The 13431-nt window shown below is 33.4% G+C and carries 12 protein-coding genes and 3 riboswitches; all 12 genes read left to right on the top strand.

Annotation, left to right across the window (positions count from 1 at the left end):
• Positions 1–4 precede the first annotated feature (4 nt).
• The 12 genes from QYS48_RS11550 (at position 5) to QYS48_RS11495 (ending at position 13421) form a co-directional block, all read left to right on the top strand.
• Positions 5–628: a sterol desaturase family protein gene (locus QYS48_RS11550; RefSeq protein WP_302101672.1), complete on the top strand. Its 624-nt coding sequence runs from the start codon at positions 5–7 to the stop codon at positions 626–628.
• A gap of 2 nt (positions 629–630) precedes the next feature.
• Entirely contained in the window at positions 631–1437 is an 807-nt protein-coding gene (locus QYS48_RS11545; protein WP_308356036.1) for an NAD(P)-binding domain-containing protein, read from the top strand.
• Positions 1438–1496: 59 nt separating this feature from the next.
• Positions 1497–2246: an NRDE family protein gene (locus QYS48_RS11540; RefSeq protein ID WP_308356035.1), complete on the top strand. Its 750-nt coding sequence runs from the start codon at positions 1497–1499 to the stop codon at positions 2244–2246.
• Positions 2247–2341: 95 nt separating this feature from the next.
• Positions 2342–3439, top strand: coding sequence for a VWA domain-containing protein (locus tag QYS48_RS11535; protein ID WP_308356034.1), 1098 nt, complete (start codon positions 2342–2344; stop codon positions 3437–3439).
• 10 nt (positions 3440–3449) lie between these two features.
• The gene (locus QYS48_RS11530; RefSeq protein WP_308356033.1) at positions 3450–4967 is read left to right on the top strand and encodes a magnesium chelatase; all 1518 of its coding nucleotides are present in this window, start codon (positions 3450–3452) and stop codon (positions 4965–4967) included.
• A 44-nt stretch (positions 4968–5011) separates the two neighbouring features.
• Complete coding sequence (locus QYS48_RS11525; protein WP_308356031.1) at positions 5012–6763, top strand: tetratricopeptide repeat-containing sensor histidine kinase; 1752 nt, start codon at positions 5012–5014, stop codon at positions 6761–6763.
• Between the two features lie 45 nt (positions 6764–6808).
• Positions 6809–7549, top strand: coding sequence for a TerC family protein (locus QYS48_RS11520; RefSeq protein ID WP_308356030.1), 741 nt, complete (start codon positions 6809–6811; stop codon positions 7547–7549).
• 38 nt (positions 7550–7587) lie between these two features.
• A riboswitch (TPP riboswitch) is annotated at positions 7588–7683 on the top strand.
• Positions 7680–8285 carry a nicotinamide riboside transporter PnuC gene (gene pnuC / locus QYS48_RS11515; protein ID WP_302101680.1) on the top strand — a complete coding sequence of 202 codons (606 nt, stop codon included), beginning with the start codon at positions 7680–7682 and terminating at the stop codon, positions 8283–8285. It overlaps the preceding riboswitch by 4 nt.
• Entirely contained in the window at positions 8282–8776 is a 495-nt protein-coding gene (locus QYS48_RS11510; RefSeq protein ID WP_302101681.1) for an ATP-binding protein, read from the top strand. Before pnuC ends, QYS48_RS11510 begins: the two co-directional genes overlap by 4 nt.
• Before the next feature lie 55 nt (positions 8777–8831).
• Positions 8832–8926: riboswitch (TPP riboswitch) on the top strand.
• A gap of 6 nt (positions 8927–8932) precedes the next feature.
• Complete coding sequence (locus tag QYS48_RS11505; RefSeq protein ID WP_308356028.1) at positions 8933–9853, top strand: ABC transporter substrate-binding protein; 921 nt, start codon at positions 8933–8935, stop codon at positions 9851–9853.
• A gap of 8 nt (positions 9854–9861) precedes the next feature.
• Positions 9862–9958, top strand: a riboswitch (TPP riboswitch).
• A gap of 58 nt (positions 9959–10016) precedes the next feature.
• Complete coding sequence (locus QYS48_RS11500; protein WP_308356027.1) at positions 10017–12308, top strand: TonB-dependent receptor; 2292 nt, start codon at positions 10017–10019, stop codon at positions 12306–12308.
• Positions 12309–12365: 57 nt separating this feature from the next.
• Positions 12366–13421 (top strand): DUF6687 family protein, encoded by a 1056-nt coding sequence (locus QYS48_RS11495; protein ID WP_308356026.1) that lies wholly within the window; start codon positions 12366–12368, stop codon positions 13419–13421.
• The last annotated feature ends 10 nt before the right edge of the window (positions 13422–13431 follow it).

The following is a 13431-nucleotide window of genomic DNA, read 5'->3' as shown; positions in this document are numbered from 1 at the left end:
GGATATGGAAATAGCACAAGACAAAAACATAAAGGGCTCTGGTACAAAAAGATTATTTAACAACCCTATTTTAGAAAAACTATCAAGAAGTCATTTTTCAATTCCACTGAGCATTTTAGCGATAATCTCTACCTATCTTGCTTACTTAGCATTAACTTATTTCAATATTGAATTAGCCAATTTTCTAACCTTATTTTTTATTGGTTTTTTTAGTTGGACTTTAGGTGAATATCTCATTCATAGGTTTGTGTTTCATATGGATGACGACAAAAGATGGAAAAGGTGGATAACCTATACCTTTCATGGAATACATCATGACTATCCAAAAGATAAAGATAGGATAGTGATGCCCCCTGCTGGTGCCATTCTTATCAGTAGTATAATTTTTGGTGCCTTCTGGTTGATAATAAAGGAATACGCTTTTGCATTCGTGCCAGGCTTCCTAATTGGATATTTATTATATGCCTTTATTCATTATGCAATTCATGCATATCAACCACCCAAAAACTTTTTAAGATGGTTATGGATATATCATAGCATCCATCATTACAAACATCCAGATAAATATTTTGGAGTTTCTTCTCCTATTTGGGATTTTGTATTTAATACAATACCTAAGAAGAAGTAGTAATGTCTTCTATTAGCATTTTAGGTTGTGGTTGGCTTGGATTAGCCTTAGCTGAAGAAATTATCAAAAGAGGTTTTAAGGTGAAAGGAAGTACAACCACAACTGAAAAAATATCACAGTTACAATCAAAAGGAATTGAGGCTTATGAAATTGAATTACCAAATAATAAATTTGATAAAAGCTTTTTCGATACAGATTTTTTAATAATTGACATCCCTCCCAAAAGCTCAAAAGCAGGTGTAAATCATCACTTTGAAAGTATTAAAAGCATTATTCCCTACATAAAAAACGATCAAAAAATAATATATATAAGTTCAACCTCTGTTTACCCTGATGTTGATCACCCTATAAACGAAGATCATGAATTAGATAAAAATTCAGATAGAGCCAATGCTTTAATACAAGTAGAACAACTACTCCTCAACACTTTCTATGATCGCTTAACCATTATAAGATCTGGAGGATTATTAGGCTATGATAGAATACCTGGCAAATATTTCGCAGGTAAAAAAGTAAACCAATACGATCAAAAAGTAAATTATTTACACAGAGATGATGCTGTTGGAATAATAATAACTGTGATAGATAAAAAAGCCTGGGGCTGCATTTTGAATGCCGTTGCTCCACAGCATCCAACTCGGAAGGAAGTTTACTTAAAAAATGCAGATGATTATAGCTTTGAATATCCCATATTTGAAAATACACCTCAAGAATTAACTAACAGAATAATTGAAAACTCTAAAATTGAACAAATCTTAGATTATTCATTCATTTACCCTGACCCTCTACACTTTTTTTATATTAATTAAAGAAATCACTTCCATTAATTTTTATATTTTAGTATCATTCGAAAGTATTTTCAAAAACTATGTGTACACTTACCTATTTACCACTTTCGGAAGAGCAATATATTCTCACCACAAATAGAGATGAAAGTCCTGAACGAGGTCAAGCAGGTTTCCCCTCTTATCATCATGTTGAAGGGAAAAACATCATATATCCAGCTGACCCTAAGGCAGGTGGTACATGGATTGCAACTTCTGATAATGGAATTAGTGTATGCTTATTAAATGGTGCAAATGAACCACATGAGTTCAATCCTCCGTACAGAATGAGTAGAGGAAAAGTGGTAATTGAAGCCATTGAGTGTATAAAACCAGACGAGTTTTTTAAGAATTATGATTTCTCAGGTATTGAACCCTTCACAATGGTGGTTCTTTTCCATGATCCTCAATTGAAAATACTTGAATTCAAATGGGATGGTAATAATACATCTCTTGAAGAAAAGGATGTAAGCAAACCTCAAATATGGGCTTCTGCTCAACTTTACACTCAACAGGCTATTAACAATAGAAAAGAATGGTTTGCAAAATGGTTAAAAGAGAATCAGAATTTCACTGTTGAAGCTATTAGAGATTTCCATAGAAATGCAGGTTCTGGTGATTTAGAAAATGATATGGTAATGGACCGGGGTGAAGTAAAAACAGTAAGCATTACCAGTATTTATTCTTTAAAAGGTGTGATTAATATGGCACACAAAAATTTATTAAATGAAAAATATCAAGAAATCACATTATCTCAACACGTAAACCAAGAGTTTTCACATCATATTCTATAGCTCAGGCTACTACCAGAAAATTTTAATTCCAATTCTTTTACAATTTTCAAGCTTATCAAGTAACATTCATCTTCTCCTTTTAGTTAAGGAAAGATATGTTAGGTTACCGATTCACTAAATATTTAGCCCACAAAGATTTATCAGACACAACCTTTGATCAATTATTCAATGTATTCAATGAATTATTGATCATAACTGGAGGTGATGTAAGTGAAGCTTTGAGCTGGCTTACTAATATTGATAAACAATATAATATCACAGATGACAAATATGGTCTTGGTGATTTTATAGAAGACCTGAAAAAGAAAGGGTTTATATCTGATAAGACACCCGATGGGTCGTTTGAAATTACAGCAAAGACCGAACAAACTATCAGAAAAAGTGCATTAGAAGAAATATTTGGTAAACTTAAAAAATCTGGAAAGGGAGAGCATAAAACTAACTTTACAGGATTAGGAGAAGAGCCAGGTACTGACAGGAGGAATTATGAATTTGGTGATCTCTTGCATCAAATTTCAATGACCGATTCTTTGCGAAATGCTCAAATTAATCATGGTCTTGGAGATTTTCAACTAACAGAAGATGATCTTGAAATAGTAGATAGTGAATACAAAACGCAGACTTCTACAGTCTTAATGATTGATATTTCACATTCTATGATTTTATACGGAGAAGACCGTATTACGCCTGCTAAAAAGGTGGCTATGGCATTGGCTGAGCTTATCACTAAGAAGTATAAAAAAGATACACTAGATATTATCGTATTTGGAAATGACGCTTGGCAAATACAAATAAAAGATTTGCCTTACCTTCAGGTTGGGCCTTATCACACTAATACGATTGCTGGCTTGGAATTGGCCATGGACTTACTAAGAAGACGAAAAAATAAAAATAAACAAATTTTCATGATTACGGATGGGAAACCTACCTGCATGAAACAAGGTATTAAATACTATAAAAATAGCTTTGGATTGGATCCTAAAATCCTTAATAAAACCTTGAATTTAGGAGCTCAATGCAGAAGATTGAATATTCCAATTACAACCTTTATGATTGCCTCTGATCCTTATCTACAAGAATTTGTAAAAGAATTCACAAGTGTAAATAACGGAAATGCTTATTATAGTAGTTTACAAGGATTAGGAAACTTAGTATTTGAAGATTATAAAAGAAATAGAAAAAAACGATACTGAAAACAATTTTATGAGCTACGAAAAACTCTTATCATCAGATAAATTAAAAATTACCACTCTCAAAGATTTAATGCAAAGTGGGTATCAACCAAAATCAGTTAAGGAAGAGCTCAGAGATAACCTCATAAAGAAAATGAGGGCTGGAGAAAATGTTTTTGAAGGCATTTGGGGATATGAGGATACAGTTATCCCTGATATTCAAAGAGCAATACTATCTCGTCATAACATTAATTTATTGGGTTTAAGAGGTCAGGCTAAAACTAGAATAGCCAGGATGATGACCTTATTGCTAGATGAATATATACCTGTATTAAAAGGATCAGAGCTTAATGATGACCCTATGCAGCCATTATCCCGTCAAGCAAAAGACATACTAGAGGAAAAAGGAAATGATGCTGAGGTAATATGGATGCATAGAGAAGAAAGATATACAGAAAAACTCGCTACTCCCGATGTATCGGTAGCAGATTTGATTGGTGACGTAGATCCTATTAAAGCAGCAACTTTAAAATTACCTTATTCAGATGAAAGAGTAATCCATTATGGATTAATACCACGCTCTCACAGAGGTATATTTGTGATCAATGAGTTACCGGATTTACAAGCAAGAATTCAAGTAGCTTTATTTAATATATTACAGGAAGGAGACATCCAAATAAGAGGGTTCAAGTTACGTTTACCATTGGATTTACAGTTTGTGTTTACTGCAAACCCAGAAGACTATACGAATAGAGGAAGTATAATTACACCTTTAAAAGATAGAATTGATGCACAAATTATAACGCATTATCCTGAATCAATTGCCATTGGTAAGAAAATCACTTCTCAAGAAGCAGCTATAAAAGAGGTTCAGGATGAAACAGTAGAGCTAAATGATTTATCAAAAGACTTAATTGAACAGATTGCAATAGAAGCTAGAAATAGTGAGTATATAGATGAAAAAAGTGGTGTATCAGCAAGGCTTACAATTTCTGCTTACGAAAGTTTAGTAAGTGCCGCAGAAAGAAGGTCATTGATCAATAATGAGAAAAAAGTTTATGTTCGCATGTCTGACTTCACAGGAGTTGTTCCTGCAATAACGGGTAAAGTTGAGCTAGTATATGAAGGAGAACAAGAAGGGCCTGGTATTGTAGCTCAAACATTAGTAGGCAAAGCGATACGATCTCAATTTGATCATTATTTCCCGAATCCTGAAGAATTAAGAAAAGATAGAGAGAAGAAAAACCCATACAGACCCATCAGCAAATGGTTTAATGATGGAGAAAAAATAGACCTTCTTCATGATGACAATGAAAAAGAATACAGAAAAAAACTGGATAAGGTTCCAGGCTTAAAAGATTTAGTAAAAGAACATCATAAAAAGCTGAATGAAAAAGAAACTTACTTTATGATGGAATTTGCACTTCATGGAATGGCTGAATACAGTTTATTGAGTAAACATGCCTTGGCAAAAGGACATAGTTTTAAAGACCTGTTAAGCAGCATGTTAAACTTTGAAGAATCAGATGAAAATGAGGATGATTTTTAATTATAAATTGTATATTTGATAGGAACCATCAATTTATAATCTAATTGAAAATTGCTGAAGACCTTATTGGGGGAATAAAGGAACTATTAGCTGATGCTCATAAATTATCAAAACAGAATATACCTTTAGCGATAAGCATCACTGAGAAAGCGCTTTTCAAATCCCAAAAAATCAAAGAAAAAAACATCATTCATGCAGATGCATTGAATCAATTATCCTTGTTGCAGAGAAAAAACAAGGAATATGCAACCGCTAGGTCTTTGGCAGAAAGAGCTCAAGCCATTTCTATAAATATAGATTATGATAGAGGAAGAGGTGATGCATGTTATAATTTAGGGACTATATTTAAAGCCCAAGGTAAGTTTAGCGATGCATTGCCTCATTTTATTGAAGCAATCAATCATTACGAAAGCATCCAAAACAAAAATTTCCACTCAAAATCCCTATGCCTTTTAGGTAACATTTATGAAAAGTTTCAAGATTTCAAAAATGCTAAAATCGCTTATGAAAAAGCTTTAGATGAGGCAGAGGCGCTTAAAAATGAAAATCTGATTAGCGATATTTATTTAAATCTAGCAAGTGTAAATCTTAAAATTGATAGAATAAGTAAGGCTTCCTATTTGATAGAAAAATCAATAAAGCTAAAAGCTAAATTAGATCAGAAAGAGAAGCTAGCTAATGCACATTATGTAGCAGGAAAAATCAAATCAAAATCAGGCGATCTTAAAACAGCCGAAGAATATTTTAAAACAGCTATTTCTTTATATTCTGAAGGCGATTTTAAGGATGGCTTGGTGGAGTGTATGGAAAAACTTGGTGGAGTTTACATACAAGAAGAAAAGATTAAAGAGGCCATTTTGCTTTTAGAAGATGCGGCTGAAATTGCAGAGAAGATGGATTTAAAGAATAGTCTATTTAAATGCCACCATTTATTGTTCAGATGCTTCAAATCCATTAATACCTCCAAAGCGCTATTTCACTTAGAAGAATATGTACGATTAAAAGAGGAAACCAATCAACTATATATTCAAAATCTTGTAAATGGTTATGAAATTATCTCCCAACTAGAAGATTTAGAAAAAGAATCGGAAATCGAGCAAGAACGTGCTTCTATTATTGAGAAGAAAAACACTGAATTAGATTCTTTTTTTTATCGTGTTTCACATGATTTAAAAGGCCCTATAGCTTCTTTATTGGGCTTAAGCGATTTAGCAGATAAGGATATCAAAGACGCAGAAGCACGTCAATATTTCAAAATGTACGATCATCAAATCAGAAGATTGAATATGATCGTGATGGAACTCATTAATATTACCGAATTAAATTATAAGGACATAAAGCTGACTCTAATAAATTTCTATGAAATTGTTGATAATTGCATCTCAGCCTATACTTACCTGCCTAATTACTCAAAAATTAGCTTTTCAATAGACATTGAAAGTAATCTATCCTTTAAATCAGAATGGTATATCATTAATACAATCCTTCAAAACCTAATTGAAAATAGCATAAAATATATTGATGCTGAAAAAGACCAGCCGCGAGTGGAAATATCAATTTTCAAGAAAAAAGAGCTTATAAATATTAAAGTAAGTGATAATGGAGAAGGAATAGATGAAAAATACCATAGTAAAATATTTGATATGTTCTATAGAGCAAGTGAAAACGCAAGTGGTACTGGCTTAGGTTTATTCATCATGAAGAGAGCTATAGAACGTCTCAAAGGAGAAGTGTCAGTAGAAAGTGAAAAGAATGTAGGCTCTACATTTCTTGTAAAAATTCCAATTACACATTAAAATTTATAAATTTAATGTTTATTAATTTATCTTTTTAACGTCTTTATGGAATCACTCTTGACTGTCGATGGGATTATTAGTCTTTTGTCTTTAACCCTGATGGAAATTGTTTTAGGTATAGATAATATCATATTTATATCCATTTTATGTAATCGACTTCCTGAAAGCCAACAGTCACAGGCTCGAAATTTAGGGCTGTTTTTAGCCCTAATCATGCGAATTGGATTATTATTTGCCGTTACTTGGTTAGTCGGACTAAAAGAGCCATTTCTAAGTGTATTTGATTTCGATTTAACCTATAGAGATGCCATCTTAATGGCAGGTGGTTTGTTTTTAATATACAAGAGTACAACCGAAATCCATGATAAACTTGAAGGGGAAGAAACTGATGTGAAAAATTCACAAAAGATAAGTGGCTTTACATCCGTTATCTTTCAAATCATTTTACTTGATATCGTTTTTTCATTCGATTCTATTTTAACTGCAGTAGGATTGGTGGATAACGTTGCCATTATGATAGTAGCTGTAATTATCAGTATAGGTATTATGATATTAGCCGCAGGCAAAATTAGCAGTTTTGTAAATAAACATCCAACAGTTAAAATGCTAGCTTTATCCTTCTTACTGCTAATTGGGGTTTTATTATTAGTAGAAGGTTTCCATGTACATGTACCAAAAGGATATATATATTTCGCAATATTCTTCTCATTATTGGTTGAAGTATTAAATATGAGGATGAGAAAAAAAACAAAACCAGTGCATCTAAAAGAAAAATTCAAGGAGTAAAAGAATTTTGCCTAGTCGAAAGCTTATGTTACCTTAGCATAATTATTAAGGGGTGCCACATGATAACGGGCTGAGAACATACCCTGGACCTGATCCTGATAATGCAGGCGTAGGAATTAATGTTATTCAAATGGAAATTTTACAAGAACTTTATAAAGGCCTACTCAATATGGGATGGCTTGAAGGACTAGGTGTATTCTTTGGAATACTCTATATCTATTTTGCTGCAAAAGAAATGATTTGGTGTTGGTATGCTAGTCTGATTAGTGTTAGCATTTATTTGATAATATGCTACCAAGTACAGCTTTACGCAGAAATGGGTTTAAATGTGTACTATTTAGGCACCACAATATATGGATGGTGGCACTGGCGTAATCCTAGTGAAAATAAAAAAGAGTTACCGATCTCTAAAATGAAATTGAAGGAACATATTTTATTTATTTTAGTCGGATTTACATTTACCTTCGGATTAGGATATTTTCTTATTGAAAATACAGATGCTCAACTCCCCTATCTAGATTCATTTACTACTGTTTTTGCAGTGCTTACCACTCTCTTAGTTACGCGTAAAGTCCTTGAAAACTGGATTTATTGGGTATTTATTGATACTGTAGCCGTTTACATCTATTTTCAGAGAGAATTATATTTGACTTCCTTATTAATGGCCGCATACGTAATTATAGCAGCAGTCGGCTATTTGAATTGGCGTAAGCTTTACCGTACAAAATACGCATGAAAAAGATTGCCATAATAGGACCAGAAAGTACCGGAAAAAGTACGATTACAGCCCAATTGGCTAGATATTACAATGAACCATTTGTAGAAGAATTTGGAAGGAAATACCTAGAAAAAACCAATGGAACGTATAATCGAGAGGATTTATTAGCCATTACTAAAGGTATGATTGAATCAGAAAAATCTCTTGAGAAAAAAGCAACTAATTTTCTTTTTTGTGATACTGATTTAATTATGATGAAGGTATGGTATGAGGTTAAATATGGTGAATGTCATCCTTTGATTTTGGATCAACTTAAAAAGAAACCTTATGATTTCTACTTGCTATGTACCCCAGATTTACCTTGGGAAAAAGATCCCTTGAGAGAAAACCCTAATATGAGAGAAGAGCTTTTTGAACGCTATGAAAAAGAATTAAAACAATATGGGTTCTCTTATGGTATAGTGAGTGGAACAGATAACCGATTTCAGAATGCACTGAAAAAATTATAAAATTGAAGAATGAGGTTTAATTTTTGCAAAGCATAAAAATCCATCTTATACTTGCAGCATCAATAAGGGGTGCCTTAATATAACGGGCTGAGAGTATACCCTTGACCTGATCTCGGTAATTCGAGCGTAGGAATTTTGAACTTTAATTTACATACAATGGAACTAATAAGACTAGCATTGGATTGGACTCCTAACACCAATCATACTGGCTTTTTTGTAGCTCAAGCAAAAGGTTTTTATGATGAAACAGGAATAAAAGTGGAGATCCGTTCTCCGGAATTAGATAATTACTCCAGGACTCCTGCAAAATTAGTAGAGGAAAAATCAGTTGAACTTGGCATAGCTCCTTCTGAATCGGTTATTAGTTACCAAACTTTAAAAAACAAGCCAAATTTGACAGCCATAGCAGCCATCCTGCAAAAAGATGCAAGCGCGATTGTGAGCTTAGCTGATGGAAGTATTCAAAATATTAAAGATTTGGATGGGCAAACCTATGCTTCATATAATGCTCGTTTTGAAGACCATATAGTAGAAGCAATGATTAGGAAAGATGGTGGCAAAGCGGAATTCAATAAAAGTACTCCTGATAAATTAGGGATCTGGGATACATTATTAGAGGGCAATGCGGATGCAACATGGGTATTCATGCCATGGGAAGGTATCTTAGCTAAAAATAACGGAATAAAATTAAATGAATTCAGACTTGATGAATACAACATTCCTTATGGATACTCTCCTATTTTGATTGCCCACTCTGAAACTCTAAATGAAAAAGAAGAAGCGATTTCTAAGTTTTTAAAAGCTTCTGCAAAAGGATTTCATTTTACCCAAAATTATCCTGAAGATGCTGTTAAAATACTAGCTGCTTCAGGAGAACAAGAAGAGCTGAAGGATGAAGAGTTTTTATTAGAAAGTCAAAAGGCAATCAATCCATATTATACCAATGAAAATGATGATTGGGGCCTAATGCAAGATAGTAGATGGAAAGATTTCGTAGATTGGATAAAATCTGAAAAACTAATTGGTAAAGAAACTTTATCTAATCACAAATCATTATACACTAATAAGTACTTATAAAATATTACTCTTTTGAGTAGGGGTGCCTTAATACAACGGGCTGAGATTATACCCAATGAACCTGATGCTGGTAATGCAGTCGCAGGGATTTTGGTTAAGGAAAATGAAGGAAGTAGTTACCCCGCTTCCGCAAGTTTCACTAACAATTATTTAATTTATCAACATGTTACATTTAGTCAAAAAAGCAATTTTAATTGCTACAGCAATTTTATTGCCACTGACAGTTTTTAGTCAGCACACAATCAAAGGAACTGTAAAATCGGAAGGAGAAAATGAACCTTTAATTGGAGCCAATGTGATTCTATTGCCAATCTCCAAAGGGAATACCTCTAATCAAAATGGAAAATTTGAAATCAATAATATTCCAAATGGTGACTACACCCTGAAAGTGAGCTATGTCGGCTATAAAACGCTCGAAAAAAGCATAACTATTAATGAGAACAGAACTTTTGAATTTCAACTTGAATCAGATAAGGTATTATCTGAAGAAGTAGTAGTAAGTGCTATACGTGCAGACAAACTTGCTCCTATCACACAAACAACTTTAAATAAAAAGGAAATCAATTCTGTGTTTAATGGGCAAGATGGGGCTTTTGTATTAGAACAATTATCTCCTTCTATACAAGTAAACTCAGATGCTGGAACTCGTTTCACCAATTATGGCAGCATGCGATTAAGAGGAATTGACCAAAAAAGAATTAACATTACGCTAAACGGAGTACCTCTAAATGATATGATGGATCAGGGGGTTTTCTTTTCAAATTTCACGGATATCACTAGGAGCATGGAAAGTGTGCAAATACAAAGAGGAGTTGGAACAAGTACTAATGGAACAGCCTCTTACGCAGGTTCCATCGGCTATGAATCCGAAAAAATTAATACCGAAAAACCTGAAGCAACCGTTACTTTACTAGCTGGATCGTTCAATACTTGGCAAGGAACAGCAGAAGCTAAAACAGGATTGATGGATAATAACACAGCCTTTTATACAAGGTTAAGCAGAACTTATAGCGATGGGTACAGAGATCATTCCGGAAGTGATGCCTATTCTTTCTTTTTCAGCGGAGGATGGTTTGGTGAAAAGGATATTATAAAGATCAATGGATTCAACGGGAGAACTAAAAATGATTTGGCTTACTCTCCTGTTCCTGAATCTTTAATTGAAGAAGATCCAAAAACGAATATTAATAACCCCAATGATATTGATGATTTTGGTCAATCATTATTACAATTAGAGCACACTCATTTTTTCGGTGATAATTCCACATTAACTTCTTCTGCCTACTATGGTGGAGCTGGTGGAGATTTTCCCTTTACATATAATCTAGATAGTGTTACTCTTCAAAGCATTAACTACCCGCTTTTTAATGACCATTTTGGAGTAATGAGTTACTTCAATCAAAAATTCACAGATTTTGAATGGACAACTGGTGTTCATGCTTATCGCTTCAAAAGGGAAAATATTGAGCAATTGGTACCTAATTTCAGTAATCCTTATTATCAAGACCAATCAACAAAAGACGAAATAAGTGGTTTTATAAAGGGAACTTACAGAATTGGAAAATTTAGCCTTTTGGCAGATGTACAAGCTCGTTATGTCACCCTGGAAATGATTCCTGACATTGATTTTCTAGGGGAAAATAGAAGCATCCCTACTTACGACTGGACTTTTATCAACCCTAAAATAGGTGTTACCTATGAAATTAATAGCACTTTAAATACTTATGCATCATTTGGTCGTTCAGGCAGAGAACCTACAAGAAGTAATTACTTAGGCGACACTCAGATAAATGAAGGAAATATTGACAGTTTACAAAATCAGGGCTTTGTGAAACCAGAATTTGTAAATGATTTTGAAGCTGGGATTCGTTACAATACGCAAACAGCGAAATTCAATTTCAATGCCTTTTATATGGATTTTGAAAACGAAATTGCTCCAATTGGTGAATTCATCCCTCAATATTTTATCCAACTTTATGAAAACCAAGCTGCTTCCTTCAGAAGAGGAGTTGAGTTCGATTGGCAATTCATTCCGTTGGAAAACTTTATATTTTCAGGTAATGCTACTTATATGCAAAGTATCATCAGTGAATATCGACCAGAGGGCAGCAATGAAGTTTTTGAAGATATCAAAACACCTTATAGTCCAGAATATTTTGTGAATGCCCAAATTCAATATCAACCCATTGAACAATTTGGTTTAAGCTTTCACACTAGATTTGTGGGAATGAGCTATACTGAATTAACCAATACCGAGAATTTTGTGCTACCGAGCTATTCAGTCGCAAATGTAAAGTTGTTTTCTAATTTATCTGAAAACTATCGGGTAGAATTAGAACTCAATAATATTTTTAGTGAACAATATTATACGGACGGTGCTCCAGTTGGAAATGAAATGGGATTCTTTGTTCAAGCTCCTGCACATTTTTATGCAACTTTCATTGCCAAGTTCTAAAATGATCAAGGTGGTTAGGAAGTAAATTCCTAACCACTTTCTTAATACATAAAGCTCATGCAAAATAAAAAATTCATTCCTTTCTATGACATTCGAAAATATCCAGATGATGTATTAGTAGTAGATGCTCATCATCCTGAAGCTTTTGATTTATCGCATTGGAGAGGTGCAGCTGTTCCTGATAATTGTGAAGCCGATACCAGTACGGAAGTAGTTCTTAAAGCCATTAAAAATAATTTAGCTGAACTTAGTAGAACCTATGTTACTAACAATCATTATGATATTGATGGATTTTTAGGCGTATGGGCTCTATTCAATCCTGATATTGCAATTCAGCGATATGACTTATTAGTTGAAATGGCTCAAATAGGAGATTTCAGAGAAATAAACTTTGAAAACCCTAATTGGAAAAAAGCTCTAAAACTTGTTTGTTGGCTGAATGAGGAAGAAGCCCAATTGTTCTACCCTCCTTTTGGAGCTCCAGAAATTGCAGAAAAAGAAATGGAAGCCTCAGTCCCTAAATATTTGCATTTCCTTGAAGCATTTACTGAACAAATAAATTTAGTAATAGATGAAATCCCTAGTACTGAAGAATATGAGATAGTATCTGAACATCTAAACAAAAAAATAAATAAAGAAACACTCTCTGATATTAGATTGCATATAGTTCAGGCTGAACAACCGCTTCATTATTATGCCTTGTATAGCGAAAGTTCTTCCTCAGATATTGTAATGAGTATTTACTCCAATAATAGATATGAATTAGAGTTCAAATATACTACCTGGGTAAACACTACGAGAATGCATTATCCTAGAATTGGCTTAGATAAGCTATGCGATCAACTGAATGCAGTTGAAACAAGCGGTAAAAAATGGGAAGCTGAACATTTTACGGATACTGCCCCTATTCTTAGACTTAAGGGTAAAAAATTAAGTAAGAAAGAGAGATTTCAAAGTCCTTGCTTTAGGCCTATCTATCCGTCAAGTATCAAGGCAGATGAGTTTAAAAATATATGCATTGAATATTTCCAACATTACTATAAAGGCTTAGAAAAAGGAGAAACACTAGATTGGAAAGAAGTAAGAAGAATCAATCGAGAACTATTTGAATAATAAAAAAGGC

It is taken from the genome of Marivirga arenosa, from assembly GCF_030503895.2.
Lineage (GTDB): Bacteria > Bacteroidota > Bacteroidia > Cytophagales > Cyclobacteriaceae > Marivirga > Marivirga arenosa.
The sequence above is the reverse complement of the archived record's forward strand: the minus strand, read 5'-3'. Positions and strand labels throughout refer to the sequence as shown.